The sequence below is a fragment of the Pectobacterium atrosepticum genome, from assembly GCF_000740965.1.
In the GTDB taxonomy this organism is placed as follows: Bacteria; Pseudomonadota; Gammaproteobacteria; order Enterobacterales; family Enterobacteriaceae; genus Pectobacterium; species Pectobacterium atrosepticum.
In genome coordinates this window covers 2,228,950-2,248,619 of sequence record NZ_CP009125.1, presented here as the reverse complement: position 1 = coordinate 2,248,619, position 19,670 = coordinate 2,228,950, and the positions used below count along the sequence as shown (strand labels likewise).

Genomic DNA, 19,670 nt, shown 5'->3' with positions numbered 1-19,670 from the left:
TTTCCTAATACATTCAAACAATTGTTTCGTCGCGAGTCTTCTCGCTCACGTAACTTACCTTGTTTGATGATGGGTTACACACGTGGCCGCGCTGCGGCCTTTGTCTACAACCTGTGATTTAGGAGACGACGTATGAAGCTCTACATTTATGATCACTGCCCCTACTGCGTTAAAGCACGCATGATCTTCGGCCTGAAAAACCTCCCTGTCGAACTGCAAATATTGGCGAACGATGACGCTGCGACACCGGAGCGGCTGATCGGCCAGAAAATGGTGCCCATTCTGCAAAAAGATGACGGCAGCTACATGCCAGAAAGTATGGACATTGTTCATTTCATCGACAGCTATGACCGTAAGCCGCTGTTGACTGGCTCAACCAATCCAGCAATCGCCGCTTGGCTACGTAAAGTTACTGAATATACGCCACGTCTGATTATTCCCCGCTTTGCGCAGGCAGCCTTTGAAGAGTTTGCCTCCGCTCCTGCCCGGCAATACTTTGTTAATAAGAAGGAAGCCCAGCTAGGCAATTTTGCTGACCATCTGAGCCATTCTCAGGGGCTGATTAAGAAACTGAACCATGATCTACAGGATCTCGATCCGCTAATTGTTCAGCCGAATGCCTGTAACGGCGTCCTGTCGACGGATGACTTCGATCTCTTCCCGCTGCTTCGCTCTTTGTCTATCGTTGCGGGTGTTACGCCGCCTTCTCGCGTTGCAGACTATCGGGATAACATGGCAAAGCAAACTCAGGTAACGCTACTCAGTAGTCTGGCAATCTAGCCATTCAGTTTTACTCCGCCGCTTCGTTCTGAAGCGGCATTATCTGCCATTTCAGTGCTATCCTATTGTTTACCCTGAGCATCGGGCGCACGCTGCCCAAGCGAGATCATGGTTATTTTTTGCATGAATAGACCGCCCAGATAAATAAATTGTGCGCGTAATAAATAGCATTAAGAGGTCAAAATAATGAAAAAATCAGGATGGCTGGCAGTAGCCGCAGTGCTGCTTGCCTTTACACTCAGCGGCTGTAATAAACTCACGCAATACACGCTCAGTGAGCAGGAAGTGAATGAGTACCTGCAAAAGCACAATGATTACCAGAAACAGTTGGGCGTACCTGGCGTGGTGGATGCCCATATCGTCTTGACCGAGCTATCCAGTCAGATTGGTCGGGCAGAACCTGGTAAAATCACGCTAGCGGGCAATGCGAAGGTCGATATTTCGTCTCTACTGGGCAATCAGACTGCTGATATGAAACTTACGCTAAAAGCACAACCGGTATTTGATAAAGCTCAGGGGGCAATTTACCTGAAGGACATGGAACTCGTTGATTACACCGTACAACCGGAAAAAATGCAGACGGTAATGAAAACGCTAAGCCCTTATCTCAATCAATCACTGAAAAGCTATTTTGACCAAAAACCGGCTTATGTATTGAATGCAGATAAGAGCACAACGGAATCGATGGCGAAAAAAATGGCGAAAGGCATTGAAATCAAACCCGGCCAGATCGTTATCCTGTTTACTGACTAACGCTCACTCGCCGATAGCATACGCGATGTTTGCTATCGGCTATTTTGCTATCGGCATAGCAGGCTTGGCGTATTACTCTTCTGCTTCAGACTCATCTTCATCTTCTTCGCTTTCACCCAGCTCATCCCGCATGGCTTCGAGTGCTTCGCGGCACACTATCGACAGTGTGCGATAAAATGCGGTGGTAGCGTGACTTTCCACTTTCCCAAGAAAACGATCGCTCCACGGTAATATATATTCATCGAACAGGGTAATCTGCGCGGCCGTTTCATCTTCTTGTGCCTGATCTTCCAACCATGACGCCGCGAGCAGCAAGCTACCAAAATGACCGACCGCACCGTCATTTAGCGGCATACCGCGCTGTTGCAGGAAGGTACGAATTTCTGCATCATCAGCATCGCTTTCATAGGACGAACGCAGCGGTGAAACCGAACCATTTTCACTATCAAACAGCGCCTGATAATCCGCCGCCATCGCGGGTAAATCCAGCCCTTTCTGTAAGCGGACCAGCAACGCATCCTGATCCAGCGGCCAGTGCTGTACCAGTTTCCCTTCCTTAATCAGCGTAAATAACGGTGTCAGCAAAGGATCCTGCGGCTGGCGATAAAACAGCGTGCCCAATAGGCGGCACACAATAGAAAACTCGTTCATTCATAACCCTATTTATTTTAAGTGACAACACTTTAAAGTGACACCGTCACAAATCAGCCAATTCAGCGATAGCAGGCATTCCACGTTGTTCGAGGAAATCCAACACACGCCGAGGGCTTACGTTTAATATCCGATCTTGGGGGAAATTCACTTCCTGCAAAATACGCTCACAGTGGGTAAAGTCTCCCAGAGAAAACGCAATATGGGAATCAGAACCTAAAGAAAGTAACCCACCCGCGTCACGAACGGCTTCAGCAATTGCCCGACAGTTTGGCTCACTGCCTTGGCGTGAATGTATGAAAGAAGAGTTATTCAGCTCCAGCGCAACGTTATATTTCGCCGCGGCCTCTGCAATTGCGCGGATATCGACGGGAAACTTCGGGTTACCGGGGTGGCTAATGATATGTGCATCACCACGCGCCATGGTCGCGATCATCGCCGCAGTATGCGTATCTTTATCCTGCGGTGGAAAAACTGGCTCGTGAAAGCCCGCAATAATCACATCGACCTGATCCAACATAGGTCCGGTGCAGTCAATATCGCCTTCAATGTTTTTAATATTCGCTTCGATACCACGCAGGATGCCGACACCATCAACCAGACGCGGCCAAACTCGCATATTCATAAAATGCCAGTAATGCGGCGCATCTGCCATATCTGGGCCATGATCGGTAATGGCAAACAGGCGGATATTCTTCTGCTGCGCTTCGACGATGTAATCATGAAGGGTACTGTAAGCATGCGTACTGGCAACGGTATGCATATGTAAATCGACGGGATACATAGGTTCTCCTGAGTCAACGTTTGCAAGTCAGCATACCATTTTCAGGGGTATTCCGCAGCCAGCCAGCGGACTTATAACGCATGATTAACAAAAATGAAACATGGGGTTTTGGACTAATGCTAACGAATGGACGAAGATGAGATCAAAAACGGTGAGCAAACCAACAAATTGCGTTAACTTTAGCTAATTACACGTATTGAATGCAGAAGTTTGTTGACGCTGTCCGGCAATTTACCTACATTAGCGCCGTCCGCTGGTAAGACATGCAGCGAGGCCACGGTGAGGTGTCCGAGAGGCTGAAGGAGCACGCCTGGAAAGTGTGTATACGTGAAAACGTATCAAGGGTTCGAATCCCTTCCTCACCGCCATATAAAAGAAAACGCCCTTGACGCAAGTTAAGGGCGTTTTCTTTTATAGTCTTGGGACGGGTGAGAAGTCTTGACAGGGTTCGACAAAACGACAGGACTGGCGTTTTGGACCGCCAACGGCGGCCCGAAGGGTGAGCGGCAGGACGCCGCGAGTCAATCCTCCGGCATGTACATGCCATGAGATTTACACGCCCTTGACGCAAGTTAAGGGCGTTTTCTTTTATGGTGTTGGGACGGGTGAGAAACATCAGCAGGGTTCGATTAATGCCTGAGCCCTGCCATTTTACGCAGATTATCTTGCACCCAGCGCCAGATAGCTGCCCGCAGATTCATCCACACGGAACTGTTCAACGGTGCGTGACAGCTCTTGTGCCTGTTCGTTCAGCGAGTGTGCCGCAGCCAGCGCTTCTTCAACCAACGCCGCATTCTGTTCAGTGCTCTGATCCATCTGCGATATCGCGAGATTGACCTGTTCAATACCAGAGCGCTGTTCTGCACTCGCAACGCTGATCTCGCCCACCATGGATGTTACGCGGTGCACGCTTTCAACCACCTCACTCATCGTATCGCCAGCCTGCTTCACGAAACCCGTACCCTCTTCAACCTTGGCAACAGAATCATCAATCAAACCTTTAATTTCTCGGGCTGCGGATGCCGAACGCTGCGCCAACATGCGTACTTCACTTGCGACCACCGCAAAACCACGCCCTTGTTCACCAGCACGCGCGGCTTCCACCGCCGCATTCAGCGCCAGGATGTTCGTCTGGAAAGCAATGCTGTCAATGACGCCAATGATATCTACAATTTTGCGAGATGATGAACTGATAGAATCCATCGTCACGACAACTCGGCTGACAACATCCCCACCGCGCACCGCTACACCCGATGCCGATACAGCAAGTTCATTCGCATAGCGCGCATTATCCGCATTCTGTTTCACCGTTGCGGTCAGCTGTTCCATTGCCGCTGCCGTCTGTTCTAATGCGCTGGCCTGTGATTCGGTACGGGCAGACAAATCACCATTACCCGATGCGATCTGCGTTGAAGCCGTAGCAATGGAGTTTGTGCTGCTGCGAACCTGATTAACCAGATGCGACAAGTTGTCGCGCATCGCACGGATAGCGTAAAGAATACTGGTTTGATCGCCCGACTTCGTTTCAACGTCAACACGTAAATTGCCTTCTGCGATTTCGCGTACAACATCAACCGCATATTGCGGCTCACCGCCAAGCTGGCGCATCAGCGTACGCAACATATTCCCTGCAAACGCGGAAATAATTAACAGCAGAACCAGTCCTAAAGACAGTAAAATCAGCGCATTGTGCCAGAACGTCTGCTGAATATCGTCAATGTAGTCACCATAGCCAATCGTCCAGTCCCACGGCTCAAATTTAATGACGGCATAGAGCTTCTCAACCTTATTTTGCTGACCTGGACGCGTTCCTTCCGCGATCACCGTGCCAATCGTATTGCCTTGCAGCGAAGCACGATAGCGTTCTCCGGCTTCTTTACCGCCATTTGCATCGATGATGCCAATACGCTTGGGATTCGGGTGCACATAGTTCACGTCATTCGTATAACCGCGCACGAAGAAATAGCGATCGCCCTGATGGAAACTACCGATCGTCCGTTTGGCCTCCTTCTCTGCTTCATCGCGTGACAGTTGGCCACTTTTCTCCAGTTCATACGCCTTCTGTGCCGCCGAATGAGCCAGTTCAACCAGCGTAGAGAGCTGGCCAGTACGTTCACTCATCATCGTGTTATAGAGTGTGTTCAGCGCCACCGCAGATAAAATTAGCATCCCTAACAAGGTCGTGCCGCATAGCAGTGCAATTCTGGTTCGTAATTTCACTATATTCTTCTCTCTAATCTCTAACTGCTTTTCAGAAAATTCCGAATAAAAAATTACACTACATTGCCGCCTTGAGCCATACCATTCAGGTAGTAATGATAGATTTTTTAACAAAAAATAATGGAAAACCACCCTTTTCGCTCAACCTAAAGACAAAATCGCGCAGTAACGAATAAATAAATGGCAATAAATGATCGAAATCGAAATAGATACGTAAATGACGTTACAGAAGCAACAAAGCCTCGGATCGTCATACGAGACACATATATTTATTGATTGTGTTTGTCGATCGAATCTTCAGTTGATCTCTGTGTCGATTGAACAGAGAGAGGCAGAATCAGAGCATTTGGCTCCTAAAAAACATTCGCCCTTAAAAACAAAAGCCTCCGCAAAAGCGGAGGCATTCCCTCTAATGACAAGGCGCGCTAAGCGGTAACAGCCCTGTCCTCCATGGCTTTTCGCCAGCCTCCCAACCAGTAAGACCGGGCATTAATTGATTGATAAGGACAAAATTCCTTTGGTCTACCGACAATACCTGCTTGATAACCACGTGAATGAGCCCGTTCAAGGCGATCGCGTTTCTGTCTCTTCATGCCTTATTTCCCTCATCATTTATCTGGTGGAAAGAAAACAATGATTACTTTATAAGCAACCACAAACTATCAATACCGATTCTGCCGCCAAAGGTCAAGGCGCAAAATTCACGCCAGTGTCATATTTGTGATCCAAAATAGGAATTTTCCCCGTTCAATAATGAAAAATCCTAACCAATTGAAAATAATAAAAAACCTCTAAAAACGCAATGCAATCACAGCATTACATCTTTAGAGGTCTGATTTTTAGAAACTTGGTCTTTGGCGTCGTCGTTGTGTCAAACAACGATCAGATAATGCCAACCAGCGGTAAAACTTAGTTAAGCGTACCTGCCTGCTGAGCAATCGACTGGGAAACCTGCTGCCAGCCTTGCGCCAACGTTCTTACCAGCGCGTCGTAACCATCTTCCGTTTGTGGCAGCAGCACGCTAAAGGGGCGCTTAAGCACTTTTCCCTGATAGGTCAGCATCCATTCTCCACGGACGACAACATTGCCATCATAACGGCCATGGAAGCCTGTGACAGAAACGTTCAACACAGCCTGTTCGCTTCCCTGCGGCTGCGTGGTCACGATCCAACCGGGCAGTTTATGCCCCAGATTAACCACCAGCGCCTGCTGCAATTGCTGATCCAACGGACTGGCCCACAGGTTATTACTGGCAATAACATACTGTACATCGTTGGTCTGATAGACCAGCCCGGTATTGACGAGATAATCCGCCACGCTGACATGCTCAACCCATAGCGGACGCCCCTGAGTCACAGCAGTTTGCGCCGTGCTGGTATCTGCTATTGTCGGTAGCTGGTAGTACGTTTTCTGCGTATTGCTACTGCTACAAGCGCTCAATACCAGCACCAGAGCTAGCGTCCATACTTTCATCATTATTTTGCCCTCTTAGGCTGAGGATCTTGACTACCAGAGGCCTCAAACACCAACGCGTTGCTTTTCTCATTCAGGGTACGCAGCACAGGCTGTAGTTCCCGTAAAACCTGATCTAACCGCTGCATATCCGCCACCATCTTATTATACGCTGGTGAACCAGGCTGGAAGCCTTTCATACTCCGATTCAGCTCAAGCAGCGTTTTTTGCATATCTTCCGGCAGATCTTGCATCGCTTTGCTGGACGTCAATTTGTTCAACGTCGCCAAGGTTTTTTGCATTTCGCGCAGCGTCGCCTGACTTTCCGTCAGCGTCTTCGTTGCTTCATTAACCATCGGATTCAGCGGTAGGCTATTCACCTTATCCAGCACCGCCATCAGCTTCTGCTGAATCTGTGACAGGCCACCATCAATGGTGGGCAGAACCGGGTAGCCATCCATCACGAACAGCGCCTTATCCACTTTTTCTTTTGGATAAAAATCTAAATCGATATAGAGCGCGCCTGTCAGGAGGTTAGCCGACTTCATCGAGGCCCGTAGCCCCAACGATTGAGCCTGCTTCAGATGCTGCTCAAAGTCGAACGAGCCGCCAATTTTCTTCTCGAACCGATCGGGTTCAATACGAATCAGCACCGGAATGCGATAATCACCATCCAGTTCCTGCTTCATATTTTTCGGGAAAAATGGCGCTTCGGCAACCGTGCCCAATCGAATACCGCGGAATTCAACCGGTGCCCCAGCCTGTAAACCACGGATCGATTCGCTAAAGAACAGCAAATACTCTTTATATTCGGTGTACAGCGAGTCCTGAATACTGCGCTGGCTATCAAAGAGCCGATACTGTGCCATTGCCTTGGCTGCATCGCCCAGTTCCCATCCAGCCGGGATATCAAAGCTTACGCCACCGCTGAACAGCGTAGTCAGCGAGCCCATTTCGACACGCATGCCTTGTGCCGACATATCGAATGCGACGCCGCTGTCTTTCCAGAAACGGACGTTGCTGGTAACCAACCCGTCATACGGCGCCGAGATAAACAGCTGATAGCGCATCTTGCGCGCTTTCGGATCGAACTCACTGGTTTCCACCGACCCCACCCGATAACCGCGGAACAGGACGGGGTCACCGGCATTCAACTGCCCGGATTGATCGCTGTCGAGTATCACCCTGATGCCTTTCGCATCCGGTGAGGCCAGCGGCGGCGCGTCCAGCAGCGTAAACTCGCGCTTATCGTCCTTATTCGCGCCGGGTTGCAGTTCGATATAGGCACCGGATAACAGCGTACCTAGACCGGAAACGCCTTCTCGTCCAATCTGCGGCTTCACCACCCAGAAAGCGGAATCCTGCTTTAGCAGTTTATCCATACCGTCATGCAGGCGCGCTTTGATTTCCACGCGATGGAGGTCATCACTCAGCACCACGCTTTCTACCACCCCAACATCAACGCTACGGCTTTTGATTGCGGTTTTTCCTGCTTCAATGCCTTCGGCGTTGCTGGTAATCAGCGTAATTTGTGGCCCTTGATGACTAAAATGGTAAAACAGTATCCAGGCACCGATCAGCACCGTGACAATCGGCACAATCCAGACCGGCGACCAGCGTTTAATCGTTTCTACATCCGCAACGGCATGATTATCTTTCGCCAACGGAGGACTCCTTATGAAGAACATCATCTCGACGATCCCATAACAAACGGGGATCAAACATCATCGCGGAAAACATGGTGAGAATCACCACGCCCGCGAACAGTACCGCCCCAATGGCGGGATAAATACTCATCAGACGACCAATGCGCACCATCGCAGACAGCACGGCAATAACGAATACATCAATCATTGACCAGCGCCCAACAAACTCAACCATCTCATAGATGACATGCATCCGCTCGCTGTCTTCCGTTTTTTTGGTTTTGCTATTGGCCTGCCAACACAGCCAGCCTAACGCCAGCATTTTTAGCGTCGGCACCATCACGCTGGCGATAAAAATCACCATAGCGACAGGGTAAGATCCCATTCCCCACAGCAGGATGACGCCTGACATAATCGTCGATCCCATACGATCGCCGAAGGCTTCAGTCACCATGATCGGCATGAGATTCGAGGGGATATATAGCATCACAGAGGTGATCAGCAGCGCCAGCGTCCATTGCAAGCTGTGTTTCTTACGGGCGTGTCCGCGTGAGTGGCAGCGTGGGCATATTAACTGGTTGGCTGGCAAAATAGCGGTGCAGCACGAACACGATCGCAGCCCTTGCGATAGCCCACTTTTCCCCAAAACCGGTGCTGCCGGTAATGCGGGTGGCGACACAATATCATTCCACAGCCAGCGGCGATCGAGACTTTGGAAGGCCAGCAGCTGTAGCAGACAGAACAGGACGAAAGGCATAAAACTGGTGCCAATGCCAATGTCACCATAGGCCATGAGTTTGACAAAGCTGACCAACACGCCAGCCAGAAAAATTTCTGCCATTCCCCAACTTTTAAGATGAAACAGCATCTTGCCCATGCCTTTTTTCAGTGCCAACGGCAGCTGAGCATGCAAACAAAGCAAAATAAGGGTCGCCATACTGAAAGCCGGGACCAGTTGAACAAAAAGCATAAATAGCGTCGCGACGCTGGCGTAGTTTTCCGCCACCATCACTTTAGGAATCTGTATCAGGGTAATTTCGCTGGTGATTCCCGCAACGCGCATGGAAACAAAGGGGAATAGATTTGCCAGTAATAGCATGAACAATGCGCTTATCGCGTAGCCAACCGGCCGTTTACGCGGTTCGGTCTGGCGGCTAGTTAGCACGGTTTTACAACGTGGACAGGTTGCCTTCTGTCCGTGTGACAGTATGGGTAACTCCACCAGCAGGTCACACTGCGGGCAAAGCATATAGTCATCATGGTGATGATGTTCGTGTTCAAGGCCATGTTCATCGTGAAGGCCATGCTTACGCTGAAGATTACCGTCATGCCGATCGTGATGGGAACACACGCGCCCTCTCCTTCAAACTCGTCAGCTTCTGACCGAAAACATCGTCTATCAATACGGGAGTTAACCTCCCGTATTGATGACATAACACAAACAACGCAGATTAGCCGTTTCTCTGTGCTTCCAGCTCTTCCCAACGGGCAAAACAGATTTCCAGCGCGCCTTCCGCTTCCGCCAGTGCAGTCAGCACCGACTGTGTTTCGTCATGTGGACGGCTGAAGAAATTGGCGTCGTTCATCTGCGCTTGCAGCGACTCAATCTCCTGCTCCAGTTGCTCAATACGCGGCGGTAACTGATCTAACTCACGCTGCTGGTTATAACTTAATTTCACGACATTTCGTTTAGCGGACGGTGCGGTGTTCGCCGTCGCCACTGACGCCGTTACCTCTGGAGCAGCCGTTGTTCGCAGTGGTGTTCTCGTTGCACGCTGCTGCTGCGCATCGAAATATCCACCGACGAAGCGGGAAATTTTACCATCGCCTTCGAAGATCCAGCATTCGGTCACCGAATTATCGACGAACTGACGGTCATGGCTGACCAGCAGAACGGTTCCCTGATAACTTTCGATTAATTCTTCCAGCAGTTCCAGCGTTTCCACATCCAGATCGTTGGTCGGTTCATCAAGAATCAACAGGTTACTAGGTTTGAGGAACAAGCGCGCCAGCAGTAGGCGGTTACGCTCCCCACCCGACAGCGCTTTTACCGGTGTCATCGCACGTTTCGGATGGAACAGGAAGTCCTGTAAGTAGCCCAACACATGACGTGAGCGACCGTTGACCATCACTTCCTGCTTGCCTTCCGCTAGGTTGTCCATCACTGTGCGTTCTGGATCAAGTTCAGCGCGGTGCTGATCGAAATAGGCAACTTCGAGCTTCGTGCCGCAATGCACACGTCCGCTGATAGGTTCCAGCCCACCCAACATCAATTTTAGCAGCGTGGTTTTACCGCAGCCATTCGGCCCCACCAGCGCAATCTTGTCACCGCGCTGTACCTGAGCAGAGAAATTGCGCGTTAGCACCTTATTGTCAATCTGGTAGCTAACATCTTCCAGCTCAAACACAATCTTGCCGGAGCGAGCAGCTTCTTCAACCTGCATTTTCGCCGAGCCCATCACCTCACGACGCTGCGCACGATCCTGACGCATTTCCTTCAATGCCCGCACGCGCCCTTCATTACGGGTACGACGAGCTTTGATACCCTGACGGATCCACACTTCTTCCTGCGCCAGTTTGCGATCGAACTCTGCATTCTGCAGATCTTCAACCCGCAGCGCTTCTTCTTTCCCATCCAGATATTTTTCGTAGTTACCCGGCCAGGAAACCAGTTTACCGCGATCGAGGTCGACAATACGGGTCGCCATATTGCGAATAAAGGAACGGTCATGGGAGATAAAGACGATGCAGCCCTGGAACGTTTTCAAGAAGGTTTCCAGCCAGTCAATCGTCTCAATATCCAGATGGTTGGTCGGTTCATCCAGCAACAGCACGCGTGGTGAACTCACTAACGCTCTGCCGAGTGCAGCTTTACGCAACCAGCCGCCGGATAGCGACGCCAGCGGCGCATCAGCGGACAGGCCAAGCTGTTCCAGCACTTCGTGAATGCGGCTCTCCAGTTGCCACAGCCCCTGATGCTCCAGAACGTCCTGCAACTTAGCTAACTGGTTCAGATTCTTTTCGCTTGGATCGTTTTCTACCAGACGCAGCATGGAGTGATAGTTTTTCAGGTGGCCCGCCTGCTCGGCAACCCCTTCAGCAACAAAATCAAACACGCTACCAGCCACATCACGCGGTGGATCCTGTTGCAGACGTGCAACAATCAGATCCTGTTCATAGATGATGCGGCCATCATCCAGCGGAGTTTCTTTGGCCAGAATTTTCAGCAGCGTCGATTTACCTGCGCCATTGCGTCCAACCAGACAAACACGTTCATTCTCTTCGATATGGAGTTCGGTATTATCCAACAGCGGTGCATCGCTAAAGGACAGCCATGCACCTGAAACACTAATTAAAGACATCGGTTACTTTTCCTCACCGGCATGCGTTAGCAGCCAGCAGTTATGAATTTGACGATTACGGGCAAAATCCTGAGATTGGGTCTGCGCGGTAATTTCTTTGGCATTCAGCCCCAGCGCCGTCAGGCCAGCAATATCCATCTGGAAGCCACGTTTATTATTCGAGAACATGATGGTGCCACCACGGCGCAACAGCCGTTTGAGATCTTTCATCAGCGCCAGATGATCACGCTGGACATCAAACGACTCTTCCATACGTTTTGAGTTAGAAAAGGTCGGCGGGTCGATGAAGATCACATCAAATTGTTCATGGCCATTATGTAACCATGACAGGCAGTCCGCCTGTATTAGACGATGCTGACGCCCGGTCAGGCCATTCACCCGCAGATTTTTCTCTGCCCATTCCAAATAGGTGCGCGACATGTCGACGGTGGTCGTCGAACGTGCGCCGCCCAATCCGGCGTGAACACTCGCGGTGCCGGTATAGGCAAACAGGTTGAGAAAATCTTTGCCACGGCTCATCTCACCCAACATTTTGCGGGCGATGCGGTGGTCAAGGAACAAACCAGTATCGAGGTAGTCGGTCAGATTGACCCACAGCTTGGCACCAAATTCTTCCATCAGGAGGAAATCGCCTTTCTGCGCCAGCTTCTCATACTGGTTTTTGCCTTTCTGACGTTCACGCGTTTTCAGCACCAGACGGTTCGACGGTAATTCCAGCACAATCAGCGTGGCGTTAATGACATCAAACAGCCTTTGACGGGCTTTTTGAGCATCGATGGTTTTCGGTGGAGCATATTCTTGTACGACGACCCAACTGCCGTAGCGATCAACGGCTACATTATATTCAGGCAGATCGGCATCATAGATTCGGTAGCATTCAATCCCTTGCTGTTTGGCCCATTTTTCCAACTTGCGCAGGTTCTTACGCAGGCGGTTGGCAAAGTCTTCCGCGATTTGCCCCGCAGATTCACCCTGTGTGTCCGCCAGTTGGTAATTCTTCTGCACGCAGTCTAGCGGGCCATTTTTTGCCTTGAATTGACGTTCAGCACGCAGTTGCAGGCAGCTCAGTAGCTCCGGCGATGCGCTGAACAGCGATAGCTGCCAGCCGCCAAAATCGCTTTTCATTTTACGGCCCAGCATATTATGCAAGGCGATCAGCGCGGGTTCACTTTCCAGACGCTCACCGTAAGGCGGGTTACTGATAACCGTGCCTTTAGGCCCTTCCGGCAACGGGTTCTGTAGCTGTGCTGCATCCTTCACGCCGAAAGAAATCAGCTCGGCAACGCCTGCGCGACGCGCATTGGCTTTCGCGATCTCAATCACTCGACGGTCATTATCCGATCCGAAGAAGCGCGACGTTGTCGCCTGCAACCCTTGACTAGCACGCTGCTGTGCTTCACTGGTCAGTTCATGCCACAGTTCAGCATCGTGTTTTAACCAGGCGTTAAACCCCCAGTGTGTACGATGCAAACCGGGTGCACGGTCGGACGCAATCATTGCCGCTTCGATCAGCAACGTACCAGAACCACACATCGGATCGACCATCGGCGTGCCGTTTTGCCAGCCAGAGCGTGAAACAATCGCCGCCGCCAGATTCTCTTTGAGCGGTGCCAGCCCGGCCAAGTCACGGTAACCACGCTGATGTAAGCCTTCGCCGCTTAAATCCAGCGCGACGCTAGCCGTATCGCGCTGCAAAAAGACGTTAACACGAATATCTGGCTGCTGTTTCGCCACATCCGGTCGCTGCCCAGTTTTGCGCGTAAAACTATCCACAATCGCGTCTTTTACTTTTAACGCGCCGTACTGACTGTTGCGGATATCTTCATTAGTGCCGGTGAAATGCACAGCAAAGGTTTTATCGATGCTGAAAATCGTTGACCAATCGATCGCCTGTACGCCCAAATACAAATCCAGATCGCTGTGTACCTTGAATTCATTCAGCGGCAGCAGAATGCGCGACGCCAGACGGCTCCACAGCAGGCTCTGATACAGTAGGCGGTTGTCACCCTCAAAATGGACACCGCCCTGCACAACCGCACAGGACTGCGCACCCAATGATTCGAGTTCACTTTTTAATAACTCTTCCAGTCCCCGCGCCGTGCTGGCAAACAAAGCATTCATGTCGTCACTATCACCAAAAAGAAATACATTAAAGAAAGAAATTGAGGCGCATTATAGCTAATCCGAGACGCTTGTCATAAAGTTGCCGCTTTACTTCGGCAAGGAATAGGTCAGTGATCGGCGTAACGCGGCTTTATATACATCCAGTCAAATCGATGCGAGGGCTACAACTGTCCCACGCGATGGCGTCCGTCAGCGGTTTGGCGAACGATCGTGCCTTCATGATTACTGAATCTGATGGCACCTTTATTACTGCCCGCCAGTATCCACAAATGGTGTTATTTACTCCCGCGTTGCTACCGGATGGGCTGTTTATTGCCGCTCCGGATGGCCAAACTGCCACCATTCGTTTTGCCGACTTCATTGAAACCCCACAGCCGACAGAAGTCTGGGGAACGCACTTCACCGCGCTCGTCGCACCCGACGCTATCAATCGTTGGTTAAGTCATTATTTCCAGCGTTCCGTGCAGCTTCGCTGGGTGGGCAGTGAACCATCTCGGCGGGTTAAGCATTATCCGGAAGTTCCATTGGCGTTCGCCGACGGTTATCCGTTTCTGTTAATCAATGATGCATCATTTCAGGCGCTACGCCAGCGCTGCTCTGCCGGAATCAAAATTGAGCAATTCCGTCCTAATCTGGTAGTAACTGGCGCGGAAGCCTTTGCCGAAGATAGCTGGAAAACCATTCGTATTGGCGAGGTTATTTTTGACGTCGTCAAACCCTGTAGTCGCTGCATTTTGACCACCGTCAGCACCGAACGTGGCCGTAAACACCCGTCAGCAGAGCCGCTGGCAACGCTGCAATCTTTCCGCACTGCCGAAAATGGCGACGTTGATTTTGGGCAAAACCTGGTAGCCAGAAATACGGGCATCATTCGAGTGGGCGACACGCTGGAAGTCTTAGCGACCAAACCGCCGCGTCCTTATGGTTCCGGTCAAGTCGTCGAAAGCCTTGTCGTGCCTGAAAAAAGCGAACAAGCCGTCACCATTCACTATCAGGGAAAATCACTGCAAGGGAACAATCAGCAGATTTTACTGGAGCAGTTGGAGCAACAGGGCATTCGAGTCCCCTACTCTTGTCGAGCAGGACTGTGCGGTTGCTGTAAATTGACGTTAGTCAGCGGAGAGGTTTCTGCACTGAAGCAAAGCGCTATCAGAGCAAACGGCGAGATTCTTACCTGTAGCTGTATTCCGCAGAGCGACATTCATCTGCAATAATTCGATGAAGTGCAACAACACACATGCATGCAGCTTGAAGTATGAGGAATCGATACCAGGGGGGATTAGACGACTTTGGCATACTCAAATGCCGACGTGCCTTCACCCAGTGTGGTTTCCCACTCAGACCTATTCTGAACAACGGCCAGAATTAATCTATCGTGCATGATTTTTATGGCATCGCCCAGCAGCATGGTTTTCCCACTTAATGACAGCTGTTCTTGCGCCAGCAGACAGAGACAGGCTTTATCTCCCGCTTCCGCCACCAAAAAGCACGCTGTTTCATGTGTTTCGGTGAGCTGCACTTGTACAACGTCACCCGCCTGCGGTGAATACGTCATGGCATCCGGCTGCTGGATGAAATGCCAGCTTTTCGGCATTAACGGTTTCAGGAATCGGGTTGCCACCAGCGCGTTCAAGACTAATTCGCCCTGAAGGTCGCGATGCAGTGCCGCTTTCTGACATTTATCGTTATAGGTAAAAAATAACGCGGCATCGTCAACGCAAAATGCACATTCATTAAATGCATCCGGCGTTAGCATTTTAGACGGAAAACGAGAACGGAATAACATGCCGTTAGCCAGATCCAACATCAGGCGATCGTGTTCAGTATCAAAATACCAGCGCCAGTTATCGTCAGGTTTTAACTTCATATTATTTACCCTTCGCCTTCACAGTAGAAATATCAGAAATGGCTGATTGTATTTTCTTACATCGCAATAATCTTTCATCGTCATAAACATCGTGGTAAGAAGATCAGACATCAGTTGATAGTTTATTTACGCAAACGGATAAAATATAGACTAGCTGGGGGGATAAATAAACCCCCAGTTAGAAATGAAAGGCATTTCGGATTAAATATGTGTAACGATATCTTTAATCAGACGAGGACCGTGGAAAATAAAGCCTGAATATATCTGTACCAGTGACGCACCAGCATCCATTTTTTCACGCGCGGCGACCAAAGAATCAATTCCGCCAACGCCAATAATAGGTAAACGTCCTGCTAATTCCTGTGACAAACGGCGGATAATTTCCGTGCTGCTTGTTTGTAACGGGCGTCCACTTAATCCACCCGTTTGCCCACAGTGATTTAATCCCTGAATCAGTTTTCTATCGAGTGTCGTGTTCGTGGCAATCACACCATCAATGTTATAACGAACCAGACTATCGGCAATTTGGATCAATTCTTCCTCGGAAAGATCCGGCGCGATCTTTACCGCCACAGGGACGTATTTCTGATGCTTCTCTTTTAATTCTGTCTGCTTATTCTTTATCGCCAGTAAAAGATCGTCTAATGCTTCACCATATTGCAGGCTGCGTAATCCCGGCGTATTGGGTGACGAAATGTTGATAGCTATATAACCCGCGTGAGGATAAACCTTATCCATACAGATCAAATAATCGTCTTTACCTTGCTCAACTGGCGTATCTTTATTCTTGCCAATGTTGATGCCTAATACACCGCCAAAACGCGTTTTCTTTACATTTTCGACGAGATAGTCCACGCCTTTATTATTGAAGCCCATCCGGTTGATCAGCCCTTCCGCTTCCACTACGCGGAATAGTCTCGGTTTGTCATTACCGGATTGTGGACGCGGCGTTACCGTTCCCACTTCAATAAAACCAAATCCCATTGCGCCTAATGCATCGATACATTCGCCGTCTTTATCTAATCCCGCAGCCAGACCCAGCGGGTTTTTAAAAGATAACCCCATGCAGGTAACTGGTTTAGTAGGAACGGATTGACGGACGAGAAATTCAAAAGGCGTGTTGGTAATACGGCGTAATTGTTGGAAGGTCAGCTCATGTGCACGCTCTGGATCGAGCTGAAACAGGGCTTTTTTGATAACGGGATAGAACATATTGTCTCCTGAGATCCCTATCGTAAAGGTATCTTGCCTACGCTGGAAGTCAGCAATAGTGGATTACGGTTTAACTCACGGTCGGTGATGGTAGTGCCATCTCTGCGGAAAGTAAAACGTTTGCGGAAGTAAGAAATTAGCGTAAGGGAAAATGTCACACGCGGCAGGCTACCGCGTGTGACAGAAGGATTAGCGTGGCGGGATTAGTCTTGCAGTGCCTTGCTGATCTTCTCGAACAGATCGCCAGACAGATTTTCCAACGTCTTCAACTGCTCCAGCGCCTGACGCATTTGCGCCTGACGTTTAGCATCATAGCGCTTCAGACGGATCAACGGTTCGATCATCCTTGCTGCGACCTGCGGATTGCGAGTGTTCAGATCGGTAAGAATCTCCGTCAGGAAACGATAACCGCTGCCGTCTTCGGCATGGAAAGCCGACGGGTTCGACGCCGCAAACGCCCCCACTAGCGAACGCAGGCGGTTAGGGTTGTTCAGGCTAAATGAACGGTGTTGCAGCAATTCACGCACGCGGGTCAGTACATTATCTGCCGGACTGGTGGCTTGCAGCACAAACCATTTATCCATGACCAAGCCATCCTGATGCCAGCGGTTATCAAACTGCGTCAGCAGTTCATCACGCACCGGCAGTTGAGCCTCTACCGCCGCAGACAGCGCTGCCAGCGAATCCGTCATGTTATCCGCCTGACGGAACTGCGCCTGTACCAATTTATCCGCCTGATCCGCATCGCTGAACGCCAGATAATGCAGGCAGACATTGCGCAGCGCGCGTTTGCCTATATCCGCGTGCTCAATGCGATACTGCGGCGCGTGATTCGCGTGGTATACCGCCAGAAACTCATCTGCCATCTCTTTCGCCATCGTACGCGTCATACTGTCACGCACGGCAGCGATTGCAGTAGGATCGATGATGTCAAACAGCTCAGCAATTTCGTTTTCGCTCGGCAATGTCAGAATCTGAGAAGCCAGCATCGGATCCAGCTTTTCATCCAGTAACACGCCACGGAAGGCATCGACAACATGCATCGGCACGGAAAGCGGCTGCTTCTGTTGATAGCGGGAAACATTCAGACGGATATAGTTAGCCAGTAAGCTCTGCGCCGCATCCCAACGTGAGAATGCATTGCTTGCGTGACGCATCAGGAACGTCAGTTGTTCATCGCTCCAGGCATAGTTCAGTTTTACCGGCGCAGAAAACTCACGTAATAAAGAAGGAATCGGACGGCAAGGCACCTGATCGAAAATAAAGGTTTGTTCGGATTCGGTCACATTGAGCACAGACGACAACAGTTGACCGTCTTTCTGTAGCGGGATCACCTGCCCTTGCAGATCGTACAGCTCAATATCCAACGGAATATGCAGCGGCAGCTTCTGCTGTTTGTCGGCACCGACTGGCGTCATCTGGCTCACGCTCAGCAGATATTGTTGCGTCTGTGGATCGTAGTCATCACGCACGGTCAACACCGGCGTACCTGACTGACTATACCAACGGCGGAACTGCGTGAGATCGACACCGGAGGCCTCTTCCATCGCCAATACAAAGTCATCACAGGTCGCCGCGCTGCCGTCGTGACGCTCAAAATACAGACGAATGCCAGCCTGGAAGCCTTCTTCACCTAATAAGGTGTGCATCATGCGGATCACTTCCGATCCTTTTTCATAGACCGTCAGCGTGTAGAAGTTATTCATCTCGATCACCTGATCGGGACGAATCGGATGCGACATCGGGCTGGCATCTTCAGCAAACTGCGCACCGCGCATCACGCGCACGTTATCAATACGATTCACTGGACGCGAACCCAGATCGGAGCTGAACTCCTGATCGCGGAACACCGTCAACCCTTCTTTCAGGCTAAGCTGGAACCAGTCGCGGCAGGTGACGCGGTTGCCCGTCCAGTTGTGGAAATATTCATGGCCGATCACCGCTTCAATGTTGAGATAATCTTTATCCGTCGCGGTTTCTGCCTTCGCCAATACGTATTTGGAGTTAAATACGTTCAGCCCTTTGTTTTCCATCGCCCCCATGTTGAAAAAATCAACGGCGACGATCATATAGATGTCGAGATCGTATTCCAGGCCGAAACGCTCTTCGTCCCACTTCATCGAATTCTTCAGCGAAGTCATCGCCCAACCGGTGCGATCGAGGTTACCGCGGTCAACAAACAGCTCTAGTGCAACATCGCGGCCAGAACGTGTCGTGAAGCGATCCTGTAGGACATCAAAATCACCGGCAACCAACGCGAACAGATAAGCGGGTTTCGGGAACGGATCCTGCCATTCAATCCAGTGGCGTCCACCTTCCAGCTCTCCTTGTGCAATACGATTGCCATTAGAGAGTAAATAAGGATAGCGAGCTTTATCTGCTGTGATGCGTGTCGTGAATTTCGCCAACACATCCGGTCGGTCGAGATAATAGGTAATGTGGCGGAAACCTTCGGCTTCACACTGCGTACAAAGCGCTTCGCCAGAGAGGTATAGCCCTTCCAGCGCGCTATTGGCGGTGGGATTGATGTCTGTTTCGATGCTGAGCGTAAAACGCGCGGGCAATTGCGTCACAATCAGGCCATCGTCCTGTTGTTGGTAATGTGTCCACGGCTGCCCATTGACGCTCAGGCTAATCAGCGTCAGCCCTTCACCATCCAGCTTCAACGGCGCGCCTGCTTCCCCCTGCAACACCACCTGACTAACGGCTTTTACGCGAGTTTTCTCGGCATGGAGATCGAAATCCAGTGCAATGTCGGTAATGGTGTAATCCGGCGCACGGTAGTCATGGCGATATTTTATTTGCGGCTGTTGATTCAT

General features: G+C 50.4%; 15 protein-coding genes and 1 tRNA gene. 4 read left to right on the top strand and 12 right to left on the bottom strand.

All coding sequences use genetic code 11. The annotated features are described in order from the left end of the window. Window positions 1-132 precede the first annotated feature (132 nt). Complete coding sequence (gene grxB, locus GZ59_RS09865) at window positions 133-780, top strand: glutaredoxin 2 (RefSeq protein ID WP_011094071.1); 648 nt, start codon at window positions 133-135, stop codon at window positions 778-780. A 186-nt stretch (window positions 781-966) separates the two neighbouring features. Further along, entirely contained in the window at window positions 967-1,533 is a 567-nt protein-coding gene (locus tag GZ59_RS09860) for a lipoprotein (RefSeq protein ID WP_011094072.1), read from the top strand. A 72-nt stretch (window positions 1,534-1,605) separates the two neighbouring features. Here GZ59_RS09860 and GZ59_RS09855 read toward each other — a convergent pair whose 3' ends face one another. Together GZ59_RS09855 and GZ59_RS09850 are read right to left on the bottom strand one after the other, a co-directional pair. After that, complete coding sequence (locus GZ59_RS09855) at window positions 1,606-2,184, bottom strand: TorD/DmsD family molecular chaperone (RefSeq protein ID WP_011094073.1); 579 nt, start codon at window positions 2,182-2,184, stop codon at window positions 1,606-1,608. 46 nt (window positions 2,185-2,230) lie between these two features. Continuing rightward, window positions 2,231-2,968 carry a phosphatase gene (locus tag GZ59_RS09850; protein WP_011094074.1) on the bottom strand — a complete coding sequence of 246 codons (738 nt, stop codon included), beginning with the start codon at window positions 2,966-2,968 and terminating at the stop codon, window positions 2,231-2,233. A gap of 278 nt (window positions 2,969-3,246) precedes the next feature. On the opposite strand from GZ59_RS09850, the gene GZ59_RS09845 reads away from it, so the two are divergent. Beyond that, window positions 3,247-3,336, top strand: a tRNA-Ser gene (locus tag GZ59_RS09845). Between the two features lie 292 nt (window positions 3,337-3,628). On the opposite strand, the gene GZ59_RS09840 is transcribed toward GZ59_RS09845, so the two are convergent. The 7 genes from GZ59_RS09840 to rlmKL all read right to left on the bottom strand — a co-directional run bounded on the left by GZ59_RS09840 (window position 3,629) and on the right by rlmKL (window position 13,769). Then, window positions 3,629-5,188, bottom strand: a complete 1,560-nt coding sequence (locus tag GZ59_RS09840; RefSeq protein ID WP_011094075.1) for a methyl-accepting chemotaxis protein — start codon at window positions 5,186-5,188, stop codon at window positions 3,629-3,631. 425 nt (window positions 5,189-5,613) lie between these two features. Continuing rightward, entirely contained in the window at window positions 5,614-5,781 is a 168-nt protein-coding gene (gene rmf / locus GZ59_RS22840) for a ribosome modulation factor (protein ID WP_010276992.1), read from the bottom strand. 316 nt (window positions 5,782-6,097) lie between these two features. After that, a complete protein-coding gene (gene pqiC / locus GZ59_RS09835) occupies window positions 6,098-6,664 on the bottom strand; it encodes a membrane integrity-associated transporter subunit PqiC (protein WP_011094076.1) in 567 nt (188 codons plus the stop codon). Then, window positions 6,664-8,331, bottom strand: coding sequence for an intermembrane transport protein PqiB (gene pqiB, locus GZ59_RS09830; RefSeq protein WP_373365825.1), 1,668 nt, complete (start codon window positions 8,329-8,331; stop codon window positions 6,664-6,666). The genes pqiC and pqiB overlap by 1 nt, the downstream gene beginning before the upstream one ends. Then, window positions 8,291-9,637, bottom strand: coding sequence for a membrane integrity-associated transporter subunit PqiA (gene pqiA, locus GZ59_RS09825; RefSeq protein ID WP_071598449.1), 1,347 nt, complete (start codon window positions 9,635-9,637; stop codon window positions 8,291-8,293). Before pqiA ends, pqiB begins: the two co-directional genes overlap by 41 nt. Window positions 9,638-9,737: 100 nt before the next feature. Further along, a complete protein-coding gene (locus GZ59_RS09820) occupies window positions 9,738-11,648 on the bottom strand; it encodes an ABC transporter ATP-binding protein (RefSeq protein ID WP_011094079.1) in 1,911 nt (636 codons plus the stop codon). Window positions 11,649-11,651: 3 nt separating this feature from the next. Continuing rightward, the gene (gene rlmKL, locus GZ59_RS09815) at window positions 11,652-13,769 is read right to left on the bottom strand and encodes a bifunctional 23S rRNA (guanine(2069)-N(7))-methyltransferase RlmK/23S rRNA (guanine(2445)-N(2))-methyltransferase RlmL (RefSeq protein ID WP_011094080.1); all 2,118 of its coding nucleotides are present in this window, start codon (window positions 13,767-13,769) and stop codon (window positions 11,652-11,654) included. Window positions 13,770-13,882: 113 nt separating this feature from the next. Between rlmKL and GZ59_RS09810 the strand changes: the two genes are divergently transcribed. Beyond that, on the top strand, window positions 13,883-14,986 hold the full coding sequence (locus tag GZ59_RS09810; RefSeq protein ID WP_011094081.1) for a YcbX family protein: 1,104 nt from the start codon (window positions 13,883-13,885) through the stop codon (window positions 14,984-14,986). A 65-nt stretch (window positions 14,987-15,051) separates the two neighbouring features. Here the strand turns inward: GZ59_RS09810 and GZ59_RS09805 are convergent, their stop codons facing one another. From GZ59_RS09805 to pepN, 3 genes are all read right to left on the bottom strand, one after another. Beyond that, on the bottom strand, window positions 15,052-15,639 hold the full coding sequence (locus GZ59_RS09805; RefSeq protein WP_011094082.1) for a cell division protein ZapC: 588 nt from the start codon (window positions 15,637-15,639) through the stop codon (window positions 15,052-15,054). Window positions 15,640-15,840: 201 nt separating this feature from the next. Further along, on the bottom strand, window positions 15,841-16,851 hold the full coding sequence (gene pyrD / locus GZ59_RS09800; protein ID WP_011094083.1) for a quinone-dependent dihydroorotate dehydrogenase: 1,011 nt from the start codon (window positions 16,849-16,851) through the stop codon (window positions 15,841-15,843). A gap of 203 nt (window positions 16,852-17,054) precedes the next feature. Then, window positions 17,055-19,670, bottom strand: coding sequence for an aminopeptidase N (pepN, locus tag GZ59_RS09795; RefSeq protein ID WP_011094084.1), 2,616 nt, complete (start codon window positions 19,668-19,670; stop codon window positions 17,055-17,057).

Bases quoted from the DNA above. Each gene is read 5' to 3' on its own strand.
- GZ59_RS09860 (WP_011094072.1), top strand. From the start codon at position 967: ATGAAAAAATCAGGATGGCTGGCAGTAGCCGCAGTGCTGCTTGCCTTT.
- rmf (WP_010276992.1), bottom strand. From the start codon at position 5,781: ATGAAGAGACAGAAACGCGATCGCCTTGAACGGGCTCATTCACGTGGT.
- GZ59_RS09855 (WP_011094073.1), bottom strand. From the start codon at position 2,184: ATGAACGAGTTTTCTATTGTGTGCCGCCTATTGGGCACGCTGTTTTAT.
- GZ59_RS09805 (WP_011094082.1), bottom strand. From the start codon at position 15,639: ATGAAGTTAAAACCTGACGATAACTGGCGCTGGTATTTTGATACTGAA.
- pqiC (WP_011094076.1), bottom strand. From the start codon at position 6,664: ATGATGAAAGTATGGACGCTAGCTCTGGTGCTGGTATTGAGCGCTTGT.
- pyrD (WP_011094083.1), bottom strand. From the start codon at position 16,851: ATGTTCTATCCCGTTATCAAAAAAGCCCTGTTTCAGCTCGATCCAGAG.
- grxB (WP_011094071.1), top strand. From the start codon at position 133: ATGAAGCTCTACATTTATGATCACTGCCCCTACTGCGTTAAAGCACGC.
- rlmKL (WP_011094080.1), bottom strand. From the start codon at position 13,769: ATGAATGCTTTGTTTGCCAGCACGGCGCGGGGACTGGAAGAGTTATTA.
- GZ59_RS09850 (WP_011094074.1), bottom strand. From the start codon at position 2,968: ATGTATCCCGTCGATTTACATATGCATACCGTTGCCAGTACGCATGCT.
- GZ59_RS09820 (WP_011094079.1), bottom strand. From the start codon at position 11,648: ATGTCTTTAATTAGTGTTTCAGGTGCATGGCTGTCCTTTAGCGATGCA.
- pepN (WP_011094084.1), bottom strand. From the start codon at position 19,670: ATGAATCAACAGCCGCAAATAAAATATCGCCATGACTACCGTGCGCCG.
- pqiB (WP_373365825.1), bottom strand. From the start codon at position 8,331: ATGATGTTCTTCATAAGGAGTCCTCCGTTGGCGAAAGATAATCATGCC.